The following is a 20,950-nucleotide window of genomic DNA, read 5'->3' on the forward strand; positions in this document are numbered from 1 at the left end:
TCTTCGGCAGGATTCGGGGCGTTATCAGTCTGGATCGGGCACAATGCCCGGAAACTTCATCGCAACGCTCTGGACTAACCTCCATCAGTCGCGTTGGGCTATAACCAATGACACACATTTATTTGTAGTAAGGAGCATCAGCACATGCAACTCGGGATTATTGGACTGGGCCGCATGGGCGGCAATATTGCGCGACGTCTGATGCTCAACGGTCACACCACCGTTGTTTACGACCGCAATACCGCTTTCATCGAGAACCTGGTCGCCGAGGGCTCCACCGGCGTCGCCGACTTGCCGGCAATGGTTGCCGGCCTGGCCAAACCGCGTGCGGTCTGGGTCATGTTGCCGGCCGGCGCGCCGACCGAAGACACCATCAACACCCTGAGCACTTTGCTCGAAGCCGGCGATACCATCATCGACGGCGGCAACACCAACTATAAGGATGACATCCGCCGGGCCAAAACTCTGGCCGAGAAAGGCCTGCACTACATCGACGTCGGTACCTCCGGCGGCGTCTGGGGCCTGGAACGTGGCTATTGCATGATGATCGGCGGTGACGCCGAAACCGTGCAGCGCCTCGACCCGCTGTTCGCTGCTCTGGCGCCGGGCATGGGTGATATCCCGCGCACCAAGGATCGCAAGTCCGACGACCACCGCGCCGAACACGGCTACATCCACGCCGGTCCCGCCGGTGCCGGGCACTTCGTGAAGATGATTCACAACGGTATCGAGTACGGCATGATGGCCGCGTTCGCCGAGGGCTTCGACATCCTCAAGACCAAGTCCAGTGAGCGCCTGCCGGAAGATCAGCGTTTCGACCTCAATGTGGCCGACATCGCTGAAGTGTGGCGCCGTGGCAGCGTGGTGTCGTCGTGGTTGCTCGACCTGACCGCCGATGCACTGGCCAGCGATCCGAAGCTCGACGGCTTCTCCGGTTCGGTTGCCGACAGCGGTGAAGGTCAATGGACCATCGAAGCGGCCATGGAACAAGCGGTGCCGGTACCGGTGCTGTCGAACTCGCTGTTCTCGCGCTACCGCTCGCGCGGTCAGGGCACCTTTGGCGACAAGATTCTTTCGGCCCAGCGCTTCGGCTTCGGCGGCCACGTGGAGACACCGAAGAAATGACCCATACGATCCGCAGAAAATCCAAGGCAGAACCCGCACCACCGACCACGCTGTTTTTGTTCGGTGCCCACGGCGACCTGGTCAAGCGCTTGCTGATGCCGGCGCTGTACAACCTCAGTCGCGACGGCTTGCTTGACGACAATCTGCGGATCGTCGGCGTTGACCACAACGCCATTACCGATGAAGCCTTCGCGCAGAAGCTCGAAGATTTCATCCGCACCGAAGTGGCGGCGAAGGTCGGCAAGGGCGATCAGATGCTTGATCCGGCCTTGTGGGCCAAGCTCGCCAAAGGTATCAGCTACGTCCAGGGCGACTTCCTGGACGACAGCACTTATTCCGCGCTGGCGGCGAAAATCGCCGACAGCGGCACCGGCAATGCGGTGTTCTACCTGGCCACCGCGCCGCGTTTTTTCAGTGAAGTGGTGCGCCGTCTCGGCGCGGCCAAATTGCTCGAAGAAACTCCCGAAGCGTTCAGAAGGGTGGTGATCGAGAAGCCGTTCGGCTCCGATCTGCAAACCGCCGAAGCGTTGAACGCCTGTTTGCTCAAGGTGATGTCCGAGAAGCAGATCTATCGGATCGACCATTATCTGGGCAAGGAAACCGTGCAGAACATTCTCGTCAGCCGGTTCTCCAACAGCCTGTTCGAAGCCTTCTGGAACAATCACTACATCGACCACGTGCAGATTACCGCCGCTGAAACCGTCGGCGTCGAAACCCGTGGCAGTTTTTACGAACACACCGGCGCCCTACGCGACATGGTGCCCAATCACCTGTTCCAGTTGCTGGCCATGGTCGCCATGGAACCGCCGGCCGCGTTTGGCGCCGATGCGGTGCGCGGCGAGAAGGCCAAGGTTGTGGGGGCAATTCGTCCGTGGACCACTGAAGAGGCGCGGGCCAACTCGGTGCGCGGTCAGTACAGCGCCGGTGAGGTCGACGGCAAGCCGCTGAGCGGTTATCGCCAGGAGCCCAACGTCTCGCCTGACAGCAACACCGAAACCTACGTGGCGCTGAAGGTGATGATCGACAACTGGCGCTGGGTCGGCGTGCCGTTCTACCTGCGCACCGGCAAGCGCATGAGCGTGCGCGACACCGAGATCGTCATCTGCTTCAAACCGGCGCCGTACGCGCAGTTCCGTGACACCGAAGTCGACGAATTACAGCCGACTTACCTGCGCATCCAGATCCAGCCCAACGAAGGCATGTGGTTCGACCTGCTGGCCAAACGGCCGGGGCCGGCGTTGAACATGGCCAACATCGAGCTGGGTTTTGCTTACAAAGACTTTTTCGAGATGCAGCCGTCGACCGGGTACGAAACCCTGATCTATGACTGCCTGACCGGCGATCAGACGCTGTTCCAGCGTGCTGACAACATCGAGAACGGCTGGCGCGCGGTACAGCCGTTCCTTGATGCCTGGCAGCAGGATGCAAGTGTGCAGACCTACGCCGCTGGTGAGGACGGCCCGCAGGCTGCTGAAGACCTGCTGACTCGCGATGGCCGCGTCTGGCATGGCCTCGGATGAGTGACTTTCCGCAACAACCCATCCGTTTTCTGCTCAGTGACATGGACGGCACGCTGCTGCTGCCCGATCACACGCTGAGCCAGCGCACCATCGAAACAGTGCGTTCGCTGCGTGAGGCTGGCGTGCTGTTCAGCCTCGCCACCGGTCGACCGCCGAAAGCCATGTTGCAGCAGATCGAAGCCTTGGGTGTTGATCTGCCGACGGCGGCGTTCAATGGCGGCACTATCGTCAATCCTGACGGCAGTCTTTTGGTCGCGCATTACCTGCCGGCCAGCACCGCGCTGATTGCGCTGGCCACGTTCGCCGATCAACCGGATGTGGAAATCTGGGTGTTCAGCGGCGGCGACTGGCTGCTCAAGGATCCTCACGGGCCGATGGTACCGCGCGAGCAGCATGGCCTCGGCTATCCGCCGGTGGTAGTGGAGAGTTTCGAGCCGTATCTTGAGCGCATCGACAAGATCGTCGCGACCAGTAACAACACTGAGCTGTTGATCGAACTGGAGGCGCAACTGCTGGCCAAGGTCAACGGCATGGCGCAGGTATCGCGTTCACAACCTGTTTATCTTGACGTGACCGCGCTGGAAGCCAACAAAGGCACCGCGCTGGCGACGCTGGCCGAACATCTCGGTATTCCATTAGAGCAGACAGCTGCCATCGGCGATGGCGGCAACGACCCGGCGATGTTCCATTGTGCAGGCTTTTCGATAGCCATGGCCCAGGCGGAGGACGCGGTAAAGCGCCAAGCCGACGTGGTCACTGCGCCGAACACTGAAGACGGCGTGGCGCAAGCGATCGAGAAATACATCCTCCCTCGCTGACCCCACCCCAAAACCAATGTGGGAGCGAGCCTGCTGGCGAAAGCGGAGTGTCATTCAACGAATCCGTTGTCTGACATTCCCTCTTCGCGAGCAGGCTCGCTCCCACGGGTTTATTCAGTGTTGGTTAGAGCCAGTAGCTCACCGCGTACCAGCCCAGCAGCCCCATCACAAAGGTGTAAGGCAACGCCATCCACACCATCCGCCCGTACGACAGGCGTACCAGCGGTGCAATCGCCGAGGTCAGCAGAAACAGGAATGCAGCCTGACCATTCGGCGTCGCCACGCTCGGCAGATTGGTACCGGTATTGATCGCGATCGCCAATGTCTCGAAATGCTCGCGGCTCATGTGGCCGGCGAGGAACGCCTGTTTCACTTCGGTGATGTAGATCGTGGCGACAAACACGTTGTCACTGATCGCCGACAGCAGACCGTTGGCAATGAACAGCATGCCCGGTTGTTGCTCGACCGGCAGGGCCAGTACCCACTCGATCAACGGCGCAAACAGCTGTTGATCGTGAATCACCGCAACCACCGCAAAAAACACCACCAGCAACGCCGTGAACGGCATGGCGTCCTTGAATGCGCTGCCCAGACGATGTTCGTCGGTGATGCCGGTAAACGCGGTGATCAACACAATCACCATCAAGCCGATCAGGCCGACTTCAGCGATATGAAAGGCCAGGCAGCCGATCAGGATCAGTGCCGCCGCGCCTTGCACCAGCAGGGCTGCGCGTTGGCGCGCCGTGCGCTCGGCGTTGTCTTCGGCGGCGTAATTGGCCAGCACGGCGCGAACATTGTCCGGCAGCAGGGTGCCGTAGCCGAACCAGCGCAGTTTCTCCAGCAACACGCAGGTGACCAGACCCGCGGCCAGCACCGGTATCGACACCGGCGCGACTTTCAGGAAGAACTCGGCGAAGTGCCAGCCCATTTCGTGGCCGATCAGCAGGTTTTGTGGTTCGCCCACCAGTGTGCAGACACCGCCCAGCGCCGTACCGACCGCGCCGTGCATCAACAGGCTGCGCAAAAACGCGCGGAATTGTTCCAGATCGTCATGGTGAAGGTTTGGCAGGTTCCGGTCGTCAGCAAACTCACTGTCCTGGCGCGGATCGTTGCCCGACGCGACACGGTGATAAACGGAATAGAAACCGACCGCCGCACTGATGATCACTGCGGTCACCGTCAAGGCATCGAGAAACGCCGACAGAAACGCGGAAAGAAAGCAGAACAGCAAGGCCAGTATCGCTTTTGAACGCACGCCCAACAGCAGGCGCGAGAACAGAAACAGCAACAGATCTTTCATGAAGTAGATACCGGCCACCATGAACATCAGCAGCAGGATCACCGGGAAGTTGTGCACCAGTTCATCGTAAAGCGCTTGCGGGGTGGTCATCTTCAGCAGCAGCGCTTCGATCAACAACAAACCGCCGGGCATCAGCGGATAGCACTTGAGCGCCATCGCCAGGGTGAAGATGAATTCGATCACCAGCAACCAGCCGGCCGCGACCGGGCCGACGCTGAACAGCACGACGGCGTTGAGGATGAGGAAACCGACGATGGTCGCCTTGTACCAGCGTGGCGAGTGCCCGAGAAAATTTTGCGCGAACGCCTGGGCCATTGAACCGGACATCGGCTGCTCCTTGTCTTTAGAAGCGCGCAAGTTGCCGGATGCGTTGCGGAAGATCAAGTACAGTGCGTGTTTTTCAATGGTTCAGGTAACGCGCCACCATGGCTCGGTAGTTGCCATCCAATGAATAACCGCCGACGAGGATGGCATTGTCCGCTTGCACGGCCAGCGAGTTGGCCGTGTCGAGACTGCGCCCCAGACGTGTGCGCAGCCAGCCTTTGCCGTCACCGAAGCTGTGATCCAGGCCGCCGTCCCGCTGGTAACGAGCAACAATAAAATCTGCTTCGAATCCGCCAATGGTTGCACCGACCGCGATGATGCGGCCGTCCGCCATGCGCTGGGCGGCGCTCCATTGGCAGCCGCTCGGGCCGATTTCCAGCAACTGTGGTTGCACGCCGTGATGGTGCAGGTTCGGTCGACCGTTGGTGTGCAGGCTGTACGCCATGCACCGGATCGGGTCGCGACTGCTGCCGAAACAATGCAGTGCATCGGCCGATTCCAGGACCTGACTGACCTGAGCGCTTTGCCCGTGAGCCTTGAACGCCATGAATCCGTCCACGGCAAAACGCTCGTCGAGGCGACCATCGGGCAGGTAGCGCGCCAACAGACCCTCCTGTGGAAAGTCGATGGAGCCGGCCACTACAATTCGCCCATCCTCTTGCAACAGCAGGCTGCTGAGCCAGGTGTTGAGCAGCAAGTGGCGAATCATCACGAAGCCGCGGCCGTTGAAGGTTTCATCGAGGCTGCCGTCGGGCTTGAGGCGAATCAGCATGCCGGCATGGTCGGCGAGTTCGAAATGGTGATTGGCGATCAGCAGAATATGGCCGTCGTCCTGGACTACAAAGTCGCAGGCTTCAGCACCCGGGACGCCCGGCGGTAGCCAGGCATCACGGCTGCCCATGGACAAGTCGCCGGGCAGGCGCACTACCTGACGACCGTTGTCACCGAAGCGCAGATCCGGCTTGCCCTGTGCGTCAAACATGGCCAGAGCCGGCAAGGTGCGATGAGCGTTTTCATAATGCAGGCCGGCGAGCAGGATGCGTCCGTCGGGGAGTACCCGGACTTTACCGGCCGTGGCTTCAAAGCCCGGGGCAAAGGTTTCGATCACGCTGCCTTGATCGCCAAAGGTCAGATCGGCCGAGCCATCGGCAAGCATCCGTGCCAGGCCGAATCGGCTACCGGTGGCGACGCCGACCTTAGCTGCGACCAGCACCCGCCCGTGCGAATCGAGGGCGATGTCCTCGGTCAGGCTGGACACACTGCCCGCGAAATACACTTGAGCGACGCCGGTAGCGGCAAATGTTCTGTCGAGTTGACCGGCTCGACTCAATAACGAAGTCGATAGCGCCGGCAGCGCAAAAGTGTTCAGAGTGGACATGCACGCATCTCCTTGCGAGTTGACCTGGTACCGGGAACCGGGCGGGTAACTGCATGAGCGAAACATTCAATCCCTGAACCGGGAGAAGTACAACTGTAAGAACTAACAGGTGGAGGGTCGCACTGTGCCAGAACAGTGTCTTTTTGAACCAATAGCAAGCCGGCCAAGCAGTTACGCCTGAACAAGTTGCAAATAGTTGTGCAAAAGTACGGAGAGTTGAAAAGATTGGAACTAACAGAGTAGGGCGGATGACCTGAGCGTCATCCGCATCGCCCGGCTGTTAGTGTGGCATCGACCAGGATTGCAGGCTGTAACCTTCTTCGCTGAGTTCAGCGCGAGCCTGCTCCAACAGTTGCTCGAGTTGCGCTGGATCGGAGTAGGCGCTGCTCGGGATCTGTTTGCGACCGATGCGCGAGTTGGTCCGGTCGATCACGGTCAGGCTGAGCTCGCCATTGCCGTCTTGTGGCGCCCAGGCCACGCACTGGAACGGTTTGAACGCGTGGTTGGCAATCAAAAGAGCTTCGTTGATACGGAGCGGGGCGGTCATCGGGTTTTCTCTCTGTCGTGCCCAATCAAATGATGTGCCGTCGGTTGGGCTTACCGTTCGGCTGGTACTTGTACTGATGCACCGAACCGGTAGGCAGGTCACACATGAAACAAAGAAATTTCAACTTTCTTTCAGGGTGTTGCTTTGTGGGCAGCTTTTGAAAGCTCACTGAAAGGTTGAAACAGCAATTTAGTCGATAGCTAACTAACAACCTGGTTTCTTATAACGCGTTTGCTTGTACACCTATAAGCAATCGATACAAGGCGCTGTCAAAATCTTGCTAATGTTACAGTCGGGTCTGCCAAATGACTGTTTTTACAATCATTTCTAATAATTTGGCGCCAAGGAACAGTCATGAGCGAAGCGCCTGCGTTACGACGTTTATTGGTGGTCGATCCGTGCGACGACTGCCACCGCTTATTGCCCGGATTACGCGCCGTAGGTTGGGATGTTGACAGTTGCACCCTGGAAAATGCCGCCGACCGCAGTTGTGATGTCGGCTTGTTGCGATTACAGCCGTTTCATCTTGAACGCCCCGAGGCGGTCAAGGAGCTGATCAGTCGCAGCGGCACTGAATGGATCGCCGTGCTCAATCAGGAAGTCCTGCGTTTACAGAACGTCGGTGACTTCGTCTGTGAATGGTTTTTCGATTTCCACACCTTGCCGTTCGACGTGTCGCGGGTGCAGGTCACCCTTGGCCGGGCATTCGGCATGGCGCGCTTGCGCGGGCAGGGCACGATTCACGTCGATCAACCCGAACATGAACTGCTCGGTGACAGCAAGCCGATCCGCGAATTGCGCAAATTGCTCAGCAAACTGGCACCGACCGAATCGCCGGTGCTGATCCGCGGCGAAAGCGGTACCGGCAAAGAACTGGTCGCGCGCACGCTTCATCGGCAATCCCAGCGTCACAGCAAACCATTTGTGGCGATCAATTGCGGGGCGATTCCCGAGCATTTGATTCAGTCCGAGCTGTTCGGCCACGAGAAAGGCGCGTTTACCGGCGCGCATCAGCGCAAGGTCGGGCGTATTGAGGCGGCCAATGGCGGTACGCTGTTTCTCGATGAGATCGGTGATTTGCCCCTTGAACTGCAGGCCAATCTGCTGCGCTTCTTGCAGGAAAAACACATCGAACGCGTCGGCGGCAGCCAGCCGATCCCGGTGGATGTGCGTGTGCTGGCGGCGACTCACGTCGACCTTGAAGCGGCCATCGAGAAAAAACGTTTTCGCGAAGACCTGTATTACCGGCTCAACGTGCTGCAGGTGGTCACCGCGCCGTTGCGTGAACGCCATGGTGATCTCTCGATGCTGGCCAACCACTTTTCCCACTTCTACAGTCATGAAACCGGCCGCCGTCCACGCAGCTTTAGCGAAGATGCGCTGATTGCCATGGGCAAACATGACTGGCCGGGCAACGTCCGTGAACTGGCCAACCGTGTACGGCGCGGACTGGTGCTGGCCGAGGGTCGGCAGATCGAGGCCCGTGACCTCGGGCTGATCAGTCAGCATTCGATCGCCACACCGATGGGCACGCTAGAAGATTACAAGACCCGTGCCGAGCGCCAGGCACTGTGCGATGTGTTGAACCGGCACAGCGATAATCTCAGTGTTGCGGCCAAGGTCCTTGGCGTGTCCCGGCCGACGTTTTACCGTTTGCTGCACAAGCATCAGATCCGCTAGCTGGCTGAAGATCAAAAGATCGCAGCCTCCGGCAGCTCCTACAGGGATTACATGAATCCGATGTAGGAGCTGCCGAAGGCTGCGATCTTTTGCTTTTGCTTAGAAGTAGTACGGGAATTTCAGGCTGAAGGAAAAGTCCGGGGCATCGTCGGTCAGACCGATCGACAGGTTCGGAACAATGGTCAGGTTGTCGGTGGCCGCAATTGTCATGCCGACGTTGAAGTAACCGGCGTTGGCATCACTGGAGACCACCGATTGCCAATCCCCGCCATCCTGTTTCAGCTTGCTTTTACGCTGCACCAGGTCAGACATCGAGAACGACATACTCATCTTCTCGTTCAGCGCAAACGCAATACCGGCGCCGATCTGGAAGCTGTCGCCGATTTTTACCTTGCCCGGGTTTTTCTGGTTGACCGTCGAGCTGATATCGTCAAACGATTCCTCCAGGTTGTGGGTGTAGGACAGGCTGCCGAACAGCACAGCCGGGTCGAACGTCTTGACCAGCGAGATGCCTGGGGTGACGGACCAGACGCCGTTGCCCGTTGGCAAAGTGTCCGGCACGAACAGGTTGGAGTTGGCGTCGGTCTGGCGCAGTTTGATCCCGAACGGATCCTTGCCGGTTGGCGCCTTGACCCGCAAGGTGACTACTGCATCCGGCGTATTGACCGACTCGTCGAGGAACTTGTAAGCAATGCCGAAGTTGACGTCGCCAATGGTTGGGTCGCGATCGACGTCCTGTTCTGTGGTGACGTTTGACGCACCGCCGTTACCGCCACCCGACTGATACGTCGAACTGCGGTAGACCACCGGCACGTTCAAATCGAACTGCCAGCGGTTGTCGAAGTTGTAGCGGCCCGTGAGGTCAAGGGTCCAGGTGTCAGCCTTGATTCGGTCAAGGTTGATATTGCCGAGAAAGATCGAGTCCAGTGCCAGAAAGCCGTTGAGGATCAACTGACGGGTGTCGTAGCGCGAGTAGGTGATACCGGTTTCGACGCTGAATTTGCCACCGCCGAAGAAGCCGCTGGCTTCGTCGTACAGGTTGGACACACTTTGTGCCGGTTGCGAATCATCTGCCAGCGATTGCCCGTAGGAAGCGCCACTGCCACCTGCTGCGCCCCCCGACGCTGCTGCGGCCCCGGTGCCGGTGGCCACTTTTGGATTGCCTTTCATATCCGACGGCGACTTGGCCAACCGTTTAGGTTGCGGCGCCGCCGGTTGGTCTTCGACCTGGCGAACCCGTTGTTCGAGTATCGCCAGGGCTTTTTGTTGTACTTCGTAACGTTGCTTCAGCTCCAGAAGCTCTTGTTTCAGAACTTCTACATCGGCGTCCGGTGCCGCTTGCAGCATGGCTGCAGGTAGAAGAGTGCTCAAACAAACAGCGGCACGCAGTGATACTGATCGATACATGAATAAGCCGTCCCTTTAAGCCCAATGATCGAGACTCAGCGTAGTTCAATATCCAATAGTGCGTAGTGCCCTGAGTTGGGTCAGGTTGCAATCCAGTGCGCCGGCGCTCATGCCGTTATTGTTCAGGACTACGTTGAGTTGAGTCATGTTATTGACCACGTTGGCACTGCCCAGCAGGCGGGTGTTCTGCAGCAAACCGCCCTGGGCGACTTGTTGCAGGGCGGTGCCCTGATTGCCGGCGGCCTGGATGGCCATTTGTACACCGCCTCCGTTTGCCGAGACGGCGACGCTGCCCGCCGCATTGCTGCCGCCGATTGTCTGGCCGGCCATCAGGGCCTGCCCTTGGGCGGGAGCCAGTGCTGGTGCCTGATTGGCTTCTTTGACGTTGATGGCGACGTTGTTGTAGGCCGTGTTGCTGTCGCCAGCGGCACGCACGCTTTGTGTCACGCCTTGGCTGCTATCAAGGCCGGCGCCACCGGTGATCGTGCCATTACCCGCTGACAGGGTGCCGCCGTTGCCGTGTTCCTTGATGGTTTGAACATAGAATTCAGGTTTTACCGTTGCTGCCTGAAGTTGCATCGAGGTCGATGCCCCGATCAAATCGCCACTGGCGTTGCGCCAGGTACTGCTCATGACAATGCCGAAGCTGATAATCCGCCCCGGCATGACATAACGACCCCGTAGTTCGGACAACTCCTTGTCTTGTATTTCTATAGGTTTGAATCCTGCATTGGCATAGCCTGACGCGCTCGCTGCCAGGCAGGCGGCGGCCAGCCAGTATGAGGTTTTCATTTGCTGCTCCCGGGACATCCAGCCCCATTCTTTATAATCGGCGATTAAAAGAAGTCGCTCTGTATGAACCCGAAGTCCATCAATTCAGCATCTTTGACCGGGTTGAAGCCATCCAGCTTGTTCTTGGCGGTCAGTGGTACCGGAGGGCTGCGCAAGGCGTTGGCCTTGTCATATCCGGGACCGACGATGGCGAAGACAATGCCGTTCCAACCTTTGACAAAGTCATCATGTTTGTAGCGTTTATGGCCGAGAACCGGGTCTCCGATGTAAACCCAATCCTTGTCCGAACGCTGCAACACGACGAAATGCTTGTAGCCGCGAATTTCCATCAGTACCACCACCGGAATTGTTACAGCGTCGAGTTTTTCCGGCGGAATCTTGTAGCCCCTGGCGCGCATGCCGATGCTTTCTATGTAGCGCTTCATGTCCAGCATGGAAAACCCTTGAGTACGAACAAGGTCCTGGTCAGCGTTGACCAGCATGCCTTTTATGATGTGCTCCTCATCGACGTCGAGCCAATAGGCCTGGCGTAATACCGTTGCCAGTGCAGCAGCGCCGCAGCTGAAATCGGTTTTCTGTTCGACGATGTCGGCAAACTTGCGCTCACGAATGCTTTGCACGTTCTTGTAGACAAGCGTGCCACCCGGCAGGGCAGCCACGGGCATCTGGCCGGCCTGAGTCAGGCCACAGACGCAAAGCAGAGCGAGGAGGGCAGTCTTACGCATGATCGATACGCCTTTGCGGACTGAGGAAAAGCCCCGTTTCCGGGGCTTTCGTTTCGATCGCGATTACAGGCAGGCTTTGCAACCTGCAGCGATGGACAGCGAGTTGCTTTGTTGGTTACCAACACCGGCGGCGTTGTTGTAACCAGCGTTGCCGGAGAAGTTGTTACCAACGTTAGAGATGTTTGCGTTGTTGGTCACAGGGTTTTTCCAGCCGTCTGGGGTCAGCACTTGTTGCGTGGTAACACCGGCGAGACCGAAGATGCCGACAGCTTCAAAGGTCGCTTTCTGATCTTTGCTGCCGCCGTTGCCGCCATGACCACGGTCGTTGTCGCCATAACCGCCACCACCATGGCCTTTGTCGCCTTCGATGGTCGCTTTGCCAGCTGCCACGAATGCGCCAGCAGCGGTGAAGGTGCCTCTCAGAGTATCGGTTTTGTAGGTTTGAGTGCCGTTGTTGGACACAGTCAACCCAGTGGAGCTTTGGTTGGCAGCGGCAGCGGCGTTAGCTACACGACCACCGGATACAGCAATGGCCAGGTTGTTTTTCTGTTGGTTGAAGTTGCCGGCACTGTTGTTCACACCGATGTTGCCGGAACCGCCGTTACCCACGTTGTTGAGGTTGGCATTGTTGGTTGTCGAGTAGTTGGCAACCGCGTTGTTGTTGTTGACTTGAGTCGCGCTGGAAACGGACACGGCAGTGCCGAAGATGAAGCTTTCGTCGGCAGTTGCCAGAGCAGCGGCGTTGTCTTGTTGGTTGCCATCGCCGGCGGTGTTGTTCATGCCGACGTTGCCGTTGGTGCCATTGGCCGAGTCGCGAACGGAGGCATCATTTTTGGTGCCTTGGTTGCCCACCAGGTTGCCATCGCTGTTCTGCGTGTCGAGTACGGCAGCACCAGCGCCGGCGCCGATTTGCAGAAGTTGTTCCAGGGTAGGGCCTTTTGGTTCATGGTTGCCATGACCGTTGCCGTGCCCGTTACCATGATCGTCATCACGACCGCCTGCCTGTGCTGCGATTGCCATCACTGCTGCAAGTGCGAAAACCAGTGGTTTGAGAGCCATTGTAGGTTTCATGGTGTTTCTCCATCGTGCTTATTAGTTGGTTAAGTGTTGGTACTTTCTAATTGCACTGCTTTTTGTTGTTTGGGTCAGTCAGCGACCCGGATGCTCAGGGTGTTAGCCATTCGGTTCCCCACCCCGGCACTCTGGTTCACCTGGATTACCCCGCGGCTGCCGGTGAAGGCCTGATCACTTGTCGTGACCTGGCGACTGCCGGGTGAGGTACCAGTTGCTCCTGAGCTCGGTAAAAGCGCCACGTTCTGTTGTGAAAGGGCACTGTCGTCAACGCTCTGCGGGCCAGCACTGATGCTGACGCGCGTGACGTTGGCCATCTGGTTGTTGGCCCCGGCGCCCTGGTTCACACCCAGGATGCCGTTGCCATTGCTGAAAGCGTTGCCGCCAATGGTTGCGCTGGCATTCGTCGAAGGATTGGCGGGTGTGTCGATCGTTTGGCGGACATTGGTGGTGGCGCTGGCCGAGGTGCCAATGGCGATCGCCTTGGTATTGGTCTGTTGCATCTGGTCGCCAGCGGCCTGATTCACGTTGTAGTTGCCGCGGTACTGAATGCCGGTGTCCTGAATGTTCGCGTTGTTCACTGAGCTGGGGTCGGCCGCCATGGCACTGGCGCAGCCGAAGAGGGCAAGCAGGAGCAGGGAACGATTCATCTTATTGGCCTCCAGCCATGCGGGTCAGCGGCGCAAGGCCTGCGCCCATGGCACGGTTGACGGTGTTGGAGATGGAACCGCCGGCGCCGCCGCCGTGGCCGCTGCTCATACCGGGCAGGCCGTTGGTATTGGTCAGGGTGTTCATGCCAGGCAGATTCGCCGTCGGTGTGCTGATGTTGCCGCGGATCGAGGAGCCACTGGCTACGCTGGCAAACTCACCGTCATTGAGCTCAGTGCTGCTCATCGCCTGATTGATGCGGGCTGAAGGGTTAGCATTGACTGTGGTTGGATAGGGGTCTTTACCGCCGCTGCGACCGATAGGAATAGGCTGAACATCGCGGTTGAGGACGATGACGCCGTTGCCTTCCGCCTGCACGTTGAGGCTGATCAGCGTACTGGCTGCTGATCCGATCAGCAGAAGGCAGGTCAAACCTTTTTGGATATTCCCCACGGCTGCAATTCCTTCTTCAGTGGGCTGGCCCGAGTCAGCGTTGTGAAGGAGAGAGCGAAAGCTGTGCCGCTTTTTAAAAGTTTTTGAATTTCAATGAGTTGGCAAATAAACACGCGCAGCTGAAACACGAGCTGTTTCAGCGTTGAAACACCCACGGCCGCGCCGAGCTGTCTATTGGCTGAGCAAAGCTCTGGAACAAGGGTTTGCGACGATGTGTTTCAACCACGTAACAACTCGGATGACAAAGCCATGAACAGCGCTGAAACGGGCACTCTGCACGTCAACGAGTGTTTCAGAATCGGACACTTTGTCCCCAAAACAGGGGAAAGTGCCGGGGAAGGTGACCCGTTGACCGGGTCATTCGACCAGTAATTGCTCGACGGCGGCAAAGGCCTGCACTTGGCGCTCGGCCCAATTGCCCTGGATGACCTGAAAGTGCTGGTGGTGGTTTTCCAGCCAGTTCTGCGTGGCCTGGTAAAACGCCAGACGCTCGTCCAGATCCGGTTGGCAGCGCTGACCGTCATCGGTCCAGTCGATCTGTTCCGGGGACAAAAGAAGGTGCAGGTCGTAATGCCGTGCCAACAGCTCGGTTTCCAGCCAGTCCGGACAGTCAGCAAACAGCGTCTGGCTCCACAGCATGTTGCTCAGCAGATGGGTGTCGAGAATCAGCAGTGACGGCTGTTGCGCCCGAGCCTCATCCTCCCATTGCAACTGGCCCCGAGCGATATCAGGGATGTCGGCCAGGCATGTATCGCGGGGATTGAGTTCGATAAACCGACGCACGTATTCATCCACCCGCAAGCCGCCAAAGCGTTGTTGCAGGCCCGCCGCCAGCCAGCTCTTGCCAGTGGATTCGGGGCCGGTCAGGACCACAACCTTCATGGGCGCAACGCCGGGTCGGCGCGCCATTCGCGATAGCCTTGCACCGCCAGCAGGGTGAATAGCCCGTACAGCGCAGCGGTCAGGTACAGCCCTTTGTAGATGAACAACCCGACAAAAATCACATCGAGTACGAACCATAGCGCCCAGCATTGCAGGCGTTTCTGTGCCATCCACAGTTGCGCCACCAGGCTGAAACCGGTCAGCGCCGCATCCAGCCACGGTTGCGCGGCGTCGGTCCAATGCGCCATGGCCGCGCCGAGCAAGACACTGCCGACCGCGCCAACGCTGAGGCCGAGCAACAGAGTGCGGCGATCGAGGCGAGTGACCTCGCGGCCGTCATGCATCGTCCCGGCGCGGGTCCATTGCCACCAGCCATAGACTTGCAGCGCGGCGTAAATCACTTGCAGCAACATGTCCGAGTACAGCTTCACTTCAAAGAAGATCCAGCTATAGAGCAACACCATGACCAGACCGATCGGCCAGCACCACGGATTCTGTTTGACCGTCAGCCACACGGCGATCACCCCGAGGGCGGCGGCAAACAGTTCAAGCCCGGACATGGGGGTTCCTTGGGGGAGTGAAAGAAGGGGGCGGATTGTACTGCATTGGGCTAGGTACTGATGATCGCTGTAGATCAAAAGCCCCTCACCCTAACCCTCCCGAAACGTCGGACCGCCCGTAGGGAGAGGGGACTGAGCGAGTTGGATGTTCGAGATACGCCGACCTGATCTTTCTGCGTTGAATCCATAATCGACTCGATTTTTCAGGTCGACGTATAGCTTGAGAGACCTCGGTCGGCCCCCTCTCCTTGGGGAGAGGGGTGGGGTGAGGGGTGGGCTCACCACAGTACACGGGTCAGACGCGGAACTGGCGCAGGAGGGCGTTGAGTTGTTCGCTCAACTGGCCAAGTTTCAGGCTGGCCGCACTCGATTGTTCGGCAGCGATCGCCGTGCTGTGCGAGAGGCCGGCCGCCTGAGTGACGTTCTGATTAATGTCCTCGACCACATGCGCCTGCTGCAACGTGGCGCTGGCAATCGACGCGTTCAGGCCATTGAGATTACGCAGTGCCTGGCCAATGGCATTCAGGCTCGCACCGGCCAACCCGGCTTGTTCGATGGTCAGTTGCGACGCCTTGCTGCTGTCGCCGATCACTTTTACGGCGGCTTCGGAGTGGTTCTGCAGGCGCTCGATCATCGACTGGATTTCCGCCGTCGACTTCTGCGTACGTTGCGCCAACAAGCGTACTTCATCCGCCACCACGGCAAACCCGCGACCTTGCTCCCCGGCCCGCGCCGCTTCAATCGCGGCATTAAGCGCGAGCAGGTTGGTCTGTTCGGCAATCGAACGGATCACCTCCAATACGCTGCCGATCTGCGTGCTTTCGGCAGCCAGGGTGCGAATCACTTCCACCGCTTGATCAATGGTGCCGGACAGCTTGTCTATCTGCTGCAAGCTGCCGTCGATATTGATCTGGCCCTGTTGCGCCTGCGCTTCGGCATCGCGCATTTCGGCGGCGGCGTGCTCGGCGTTCTTTGCCACGTCCTGCACGCCATAGGTCACTTCGTTGATCGCCGTGGCCACCAGTTCCATCTGCTGCGATTGCTGCTGGCTGCGTTGCTGAGCCTGCGAGGCGTCGTTGCCCAGTTCGCTGGACGACTGGCCCAAGGCGCTGGCCGACACCTGCAAATCACCGATCACCCGGCGCAGCTTGGCGGTGAAGGCGTTGAAGTGATGCGCCAGTTCAGTGACTTCATCTTTGCCATGGGTATCGAGGCTGCGGGTCAGGTCGCTTTCACCGCTGGCAATGTTGGCCATGGCGTTCACGGTTTCCTGCAATGGGCGGACGATGCTGCGCGCGATGAGGATCACCAACAGCGCCATGATCACGGCGATCACCAGGCCGATGACCGTAGCCTTGATCACTTGGCCCCGGAATTCCGCCTGCACATCGTCGACGTAAACCCCGGAGCCGAGCACCCAGCCCCACGGTTCGAAAAGTTTGACGTAGGACGTCTTGGCCACCGGCTCACTGGCGCCCGGTTTTGGCCAGCGGTAGTCGACCATGCCCGCGCCTTTCGATCGGGCGATGGCGACCATTTCGTTGAACACCGCAAAGCCGTCCGGGTCACGGATCGCCGAGAGGTTCTGGCCTTCGAGTTTCGGGTTGGTCGGGTGCATGACCATCACGGGCGTGAGGTCGTTGATCCAGAAGTAATCGCTCTGGTCGTAACGCAGTCCGCGAATTGCCGTCAGCGCCTGTTTCTGTGCAGCCTCTTTGCTCAGGGTGCCGGCGGTTTCGAGGTCGTGGTAATAGGTCAGCAGGCCGCTGGCGGTCTGCACGACGTGCTGGGTTTTCTGGGCTTTGGCATGGTAGAGATCGTCGTGGATCTGCTTGAGCATCAACACGCCCAAGGTCAGCAACATGACCACCGCCACAATCAAGATGAGCCACAAGCGTCGGCTGATCGACACACTGCGCAAGCTGTTCATAACGCTGTCACTCCGGATTCTTTTTCTTGTAATAAACGACCGCCAGCATCCAACCACGATTTCGTGAGCGGGCATACGCGACCCAAGTCGTATAACGCGGCAGCGCTAATAAGGCTTGTCTGTTAGGATTTCGGCCCCGCGCGTGAAAACCTGAATCCAAATTGATATTTCACGGAATTTTGACCGTTTCGTGTGGATCCTGTGCGTGCGGAATCGGTACAGCCACAAACAGCTACGCTGATCGCAGTGAACGCTAGAAAAATACTATCGGGGCATGCCGGCGCGCATCGCTCTTTGGGGGATTGATGGATCTTTGGACGGCCTTGCAGGCACTGATACTAGGAGTTGTAGAAGGGCTGACGGAGTTTTTGCCCATTTCCAGTACCGGACACCAGATCATTGTTGCCGACTTGCTTGATTTTGGCGGCGAACGGGCCATGGCGTTCAATATCATCATCCAGCTCGGCGCGATCCTCGCGGTGGTCTGGGAGTTTCGACGCAAGATTTTCGATGTGGTCATCGGTTTGCCGACGCAGCCCAGCGCCCGTCGTTTCACCGCCAACCTGCTGATCGCATTTCTGCCCGCTGTGGTGCTGGGCGTGATCTTTGCCGACCTGATCCACGAATATCTGTTCAACCCGATTACCGTCGCGGCCGCCTTAGTGGTGGGCGGCATCATCATGTTGTGGGCGGAAAAGCGTCAGCATGAAGTGCACGCCGAAACGGTCGACGAGATCACCTGGAAAGATGCCCTGAAAGTCGGCTTCGCCCAGTGTCTGGCGATGATTCCCGGCACTTCGCGTTCCGGCTCGACGATCATTGGCGGCTTGCTGTTCGGCCTGTCGCGCAAGACCGCTACCGAGTTTTCCTTCTTCCTTGCGATGCCGACCATGGTCGGTGCGGCGGTTTACTCGGGCTACAAGTACCGTGACTTGTTTGTGCCGGCGGACTTCCCGGTGTTCGCCATCGGTTTCGTCACCGCATTCATCTTCGCCATGATCGCCGTGCGCGGTTTGCTCAAGTTCATCGCCAGCCACAGCTATGCGGCATTTGCCTGGTATCGGATCGTTTTTGGTCTGGTCATTCTGGCGACGTGGCAGTTTGGCTGGATCGATTGGGCGGCGGCCAAGCCATGAGTGATTCCCGCGCACGCCGGCCCGAAGGGCGACCTTCGGGCGGCAACAACATCCAGCATCTGAAGCTGAAACTGCTGGTTCTGCTGGTCGTCTGCGCGCTGCCGTTGTTCGGCTCGGTGTCGATGTGGTTGCGCGGGATTTCGTTGGTGCCGCTGACAGCTTACGGTGTTGTGAGTGTGTTGGCGTTCTTCATGTACTGGGCAGACAAGCGCAAGGCGCGCGCCGATGCCTGGCGCACACCCGAGAACATCCTTCATGCCGTGGAACTGGCGGGCGGCTGGCCGGGCGCATTGATCGCCCAGCAGGTGTTCCGGCACAAGACGCGCAAGGTGTCGTTTCAGATTCTGTTCTGGGTGATTGTCGTGTTGCACCAAGTGTTCTGGATCGACCAGCTGTTTCTCGGCTCGAACTTGCTGACGCTGTTCTGAATACACCGCAATTCCCTATGTAGGAGCTGCCGAAGGCTGCGATCTTTTTGATCTTGCTTTTAAAAGATCAAAGTCAAAAGATCGCAGCCTTCGGCAGCTCCTACACAGGGGGTCGGGTTTACAGCAACAAACCTATTTGGGTTTTCTTCGGCAACTTGCTCACCACCAACTGATGCGAGCGCTGCAACAACCCGCACAATTCCTCGGCACCCAGCGGGTAGGGCGGATGCATGATGATCCACTGCGCCCGCGCCAGATACGGCGCCGGGTGAATGCCCGGGCGGTCGCAATGGCCAAGAAACAAATCCTTGTCGACCTTGAACGCCAGCGAGTCCCCACGCAGCCCCTGCAAGGCAAACATCTTGCTGCCGGCAATCGAAAACACTCGCACGCCGCCCCATTTGTAATCTTCCCGAGCGCCCGGCAATGCCAGGCAGAACGCGGCCACGTCGGCTTCGCTCATCTTTCCCTTGCTCATAACAACCGCTCCCCACAGGCATTGAACGACTCGACCAGATGATCGATCCACGCGCGCACCGCCGGCATCACCCCGCGCCGATGCGGATACACCGCTTGCAGCCAGCCGCCGGGCAGCGACCACTCTGGCAGCATCTGCACCAGCGTGCCGTTTTCCAGCTCCGCTTCGCAATACATCATCGGCAACAGAGTAAAACCCTGACCGGCAAGGACGCAGGCCTTGCGCACGCCGAAATCGTCGATGCCCAGGCGAGCCTCCATGTTCAGTTCGAAACTGTGGCCCTGTTGATCGAGCAGGCGCACATGCACCATGCGATCGGCCTCCAGCGCACCCAGTACGGGCAGATGCTTCAAGTCTTGCGGATGGTTGATCGTCTTGCCCTGTAAAAACGCCGGGCTGGCCACCACGACCATCTGCGCCTGACGCAGGCGTCGGGTCACCAGCAGCGGATCCTCGTCACCATGCTCACGCACGCGCAACGCGACATCAAAGCCTTCACCGACCAGATCGACCCGGCGATTGAGCAGTACGACTTCCAGTTGCACCTGGGGGAATTTGCCGAGGAAATCGCTGATCACCCACGGCAACATTTCCCGGGCCAGACCTGTAGGGCAGGAAACGCGCAGTCGTCCGCGCGGCTCGCTGGACATGCTCGCCACCGCCTCATCGGCCATTTCTGCTTCGAGAAGCATCGCCTGACAGTGGCGCAAGTAACGTTCGCCAACCGCGGTGAGATTGAGTTGTCGGGTGGTGCGTTGCAGCAAGCGCGCGCCGAGGCGTTCTTCCAGTTCGGCAATGCGCCGCGATAACCGTGATTTGGGAATCCCGAGCAATCGCCCAGCCGCAGCAAAACCGCCGGCCTCGACGACTTTGGCGAAATAGTAGAGATCGTTGAGGTCTTGCATCAGGGACATCCGACTGTTCTATCAGTGGGACAAACTATCGCATTTCAGGCGGCTAATCATCCATTGGTTTCTTGCGTAGGATTGTCTCCATTCCGTCGCCACCGGCGATTCCTTCCAGGAGATTCCACATGAAACTGCTGCATATCGATTCGAGCATTCTGGGCGACAACTCGGCTTCCCGTCAGTTGAGCAGCGAAGTTGTCAAAGCCTGGCAAGTTGCCGAGCCAAGCGCCGTGGTGACCTACCGCGACCTGGCCGCCGACGCCATCAGCCACTTCTCGTCGACCACCCTGGTCGCCGCTGGCACCACCGCTGAGCTGCGTAACGCCGCACAACAGCACGAAGCCGAACTGAGTGCTTCGACCCTGGCCGAGTTCATCGCCGCCGACGCGGTTGTGATCGCGGCTCCGATGTACAACTTCACCGTACCGACCCAACTCAAGGCGTGGATCGACCGCGTTGCAGTCGCCGGTCAAACCTTCCGTTACACCGAAGCCGGCCCAGAAGGTCTGTGCGGTGGCAAGAAAGTGGTGATCGTATCGACTTCCGGCGGCATTCATGCCGGTCAGGCCAGCGGCATCGCTCACGAAGAATATCTGAAGCTGGTACTGGGCTTCCTCGGCATCACCGACATCGAAATCGTCCGCGCCGAAGGCCTGGCGTATGGCGACGAAGTGCGTAACAACGCCATGACCGCTGCACAAGCGAAGATCAGCGAGCAACTGTTCGCCGCCGCGTAAGGCTTGCATAAAGAACAGCTGATGTTCAGGTAACACCCAAAAAACTCTGTATTCTGGTTCCGCAAGGGGCGAATACGGAGTTTTTTGTTTCTGACTGTTACAT

General features: G+C 58.7%; 21 protein-coding genes. 7 read left to right on the forward strand and 14 right to left on the reverse strand.

The features are described 5' to 3' along the window. The first annotated feature begins 144 nt into the window (after positions 1-144). From gnd to J0G10_RS15360, 3 genes are read left to right on the forward strand one after another with little or no spacing between them, the layout of a single operon-like run. Complete coding sequence (gene gnd, locus J0G10_RS15350) at positions 145-1,125, forward strand: phosphogluconate dehydrogenase (NAD(+)-dependent, decarboxylating) (RefSeq protein ID WP_095048853.1); 981 nt, start codon at positions 145-147, stop codon at positions 1,123-1,125. Then, a complete protein-coding gene (zwf, locus tag J0G10_RS15355) occupies positions 1,122-2,645 on the forward strand; it encodes a glucose-6-phosphate dehydrogenase (protein ID WP_093432830.1) in 1,524 nt (507 codons plus the stop codon). The genes gnd and zwf overlap by 4 nt, the downstream gene beginning before the upstream one ends. Beyond that, positions 2,642-3,463, forward strand: coding sequence for an HAD family hydrolase (locus J0G10_RS15360; RefSeq protein WP_095048854.1), 822 nt, complete (start codon positions 2,642-2,644; stop codon positions 3,461-3,463). The genes zwf and J0G10_RS15360 overlap by 4 nt, the downstream gene beginning before the upstream one ends. A gap of 124 nt (positions 3,464-3,587) precedes the next feature. Here J0G10_RS15360 and nhaB read toward each other — a convergent pair whose 3' ends face one another. The 3 genes from nhaB to J0G10_RS15375 all read right to left on the reverse strand — a co-directional run bounded on the left by nhaB (position 3,588) and on the right by J0G10_RS15375 (position 7,012). Further along, entirely contained in the window at positions 3,588-5,090 is a 1,503-nt protein-coding gene (gene nhaB / locus J0G10_RS15365; protein ID WP_220556128.1) for a sodium/proton antiporter NhaB, read from the reverse strand. A gap of 73 nt (positions 5,091-5,163) precedes the next feature. After that, complete coding sequence (locus J0G10_RS15370; protein ID WP_095126281.1) at positions 5,164-6,465, reverse strand: NHL repeat-containing protein; 1,302 nt, start codon at positions 6,463-6,465, stop codon at positions 5,164-5,166. A gap of 280 nt (positions 6,466-6,745) precedes the next feature. Then, on the reverse strand, positions 6,746-7,012 hold the full coding sequence (locus J0G10_RS15375) for a hypothetical protein (protein ID WP_220556129.1): 267 nt from the start codon (positions 7,010-7,012) through the stop codon (positions 6,746-6,748). A 354-nt stretch (positions 7,013-7,366) separates the two neighbouring features. Between J0G10_RS15375 and J0G10_RS15380 the strand changes: the two genes are divergently transcribed. Beyond that, a complete protein-coding gene (locus J0G10_RS15380) occupies positions 7,367-8,692 on the forward strand; it encodes a sigma-54 dependent transcriptional regulator (RefSeq protein WP_016983762.1) in 1,326 nt (441 codons plus the stop codon). A 99-nt stretch (positions 8,693-8,791) separates the two neighbouring features. Here the strand turns inward: J0G10_RS15380 and J0G10_RS15385 are convergent, their stop codons facing one another. The 9 genes from J0G10_RS15385 to J0G10_RS15425 all read right to left on the reverse strand — a co-directional run bounded on the left by J0G10_RS15385 (position 8,792) and on the right by J0G10_RS15425 (position 17,160). Further along, entirely contained in the window at positions 8,792-10,099 is a 1,308-nt protein-coding gene (locus J0G10_RS15385; protein ID WP_150692596.1) for a transporter, read from the reverse strand. A gap of 45 nt (positions 10,100-10,144) precedes the next feature. Continuing rightward, positions 10,145-10,891 carry a hypothetical protein gene (locus J0G10_RS15390; RefSeq protein WP_150692595.1) on the reverse strand — a complete coding sequence of 249 codons (747 nt, stop codon included), beginning with the start codon at positions 10,889-10,891 and terminating at the stop codon, positions 10,145-10,147. 44 nt (positions 10,892-10,935) lie between these two features. After that, positions 10,936-11,616, reverse strand: a complete 681-nt coding sequence (locus tag J0G10_RS15395; protein WP_150692594.1) for a C39 family peptidase — start codon at positions 11,614-11,616, stop codon at positions 10,936-10,938. 63 nt (positions 11,617-11,679) lie between these two features. Continuing rightward, on the reverse strand, positions 11,680-12,687 hold the full coding sequence (locus J0G10_RS15400; RefSeq protein ID WP_150692593.1) for a heme utilization protein: 1,008 nt from the start codon (positions 12,685-12,687) through the stop codon (positions 11,680-11,682). Positions 12,688-12,761: 74 nt separating this feature from the next. Beyond that, complete coding sequence (locus J0G10_RS15405) at positions 12,762-13,337, reverse strand: adhesin (protein WP_220556130.1); 576 nt, start codon at positions 13,335-13,337, stop codon at positions 12,762-12,764. A 1-nt stretch (position 13,338) separates the two neighbouring features. Then, on the reverse strand, positions 13,339-13,788 hold the full coding sequence (locus tag J0G10_RS15410; protein WP_220556131.1) for a hypothetical protein: 450 nt from the start codon (positions 13,786-13,788) through the stop codon (positions 13,339-13,341). Positions 13,789-14,145: 357 nt separating this feature from the next. Further along, complete coding sequence (locus tag J0G10_RS15415) at positions 14,146-14,670, reverse strand: AAA family ATPase (protein ID WP_095048864.1); 525 nt, start codon at positions 14,668-14,670, stop codon at positions 14,146-14,148. Next, entirely contained in the window at positions 14,667-15,230 is a 564-nt protein-coding gene (pnuC, locus tag J0G10_RS15420) for a nicotinamide riboside transporter PnuC (RefSeq protein ID WP_095048865.1), read from the reverse strand. The genes J0G10_RS15415 and pnuC overlap by 4 nt, the downstream gene beginning before the upstream one ends. A 295-nt stretch (positions 15,231-15,525) precedes the next feature. Next, complete coding sequence (locus J0G10_RS15425; protein WP_220556132.1) at positions 15,526-17,160, reverse strand: methyl-accepting chemotaxis protein; 1,635 nt, start codon at positions 17,158-17,160, stop codon at positions 15,526-15,528. 305 nt (positions 17,161-17,465) lie between these two features. Here J0G10_RS15425 and J0G10_RS15430 point away from each other — a divergent pair, with 305 nt between their 5' ends. Next, on the forward strand, positions 17,466-18,296 hold the full coding sequence (locus J0G10_RS15430; RefSeq protein ID WP_220556133.1) for an undecaprenyl-diphosphate phosphatase: 831 nt from the start codon (positions 17,466-17,468) through the stop codon (positions 18,294-18,296). After that, positions 18,293-18,724 carry a DUF1294 domain-containing protein gene (locus J0G10_RS15435; protein ID WP_095048868.1) on the forward strand — a complete coding sequence of 144 codons (432 nt, stop codon included), beginning with the start codon at positions 18,293-18,295 and terminating at the stop codon, positions 18,722-18,724. The genes J0G10_RS15430 and J0G10_RS15435 overlap by 4 nt, the downstream gene beginning before the upstream one ends. 118 nt (positions 18,725-18,842) lie before the next feature. On the opposite strand, the gene J0G10_RS15440 is transcribed toward J0G10_RS15435, so the two are convergent. Further along, positions 18,843-19,202 carry an MmcQ/YjbR family DNA-binding protein gene (locus J0G10_RS15440; RefSeq protein WP_220556134.1) on the reverse strand — a complete coding sequence of 120 codons (360 nt, stop codon included), beginning with the start codon at positions 19,200-19,202 and terminating at the stop codon, positions 18,843-18,845. Further along, a complete protein-coding gene (locus J0G10_RS15445) occupies positions 19,199-20,107 on the reverse strand; it encodes a LysR substrate-binding domain-containing protein (protein WP_095049088.1) in 909 nt (302 codons plus the stop codon). The genes J0G10_RS15440 and J0G10_RS15445 overlap by 4 nt, the downstream gene beginning before the upstream one ends. Positions 20,108-20,235: 128 nt before the next feature. Here J0G10_RS15445 and J0G10_RS15450 point away from each other — a divergent pair, with 128 nt between their 5' ends. Next, positions 20,236-20,847 carry an FMN-dependent NADH-azoreductase gene (locus J0G10_RS15450; protein ID WP_095048870.1) on the forward strand — a complete coding sequence of 204 codons (612 nt, stop codon included), beginning with the start codon at positions 20,236-20,238 and terminating at the stop codon, positions 20,845-20,847. Positions 20,848-20,950 lie beyond the last annotated feature (103 nt).

Source organism: Pseudomonas germanica, assembly GCF_019614655.1.
Lineage (GTDB): Bacteria > Pseudomonadota > Gammaproteobacteria > Pseudomonadales > Pseudomonadaceae > Aquipseudomonas > Aquipseudomonas neuropathica.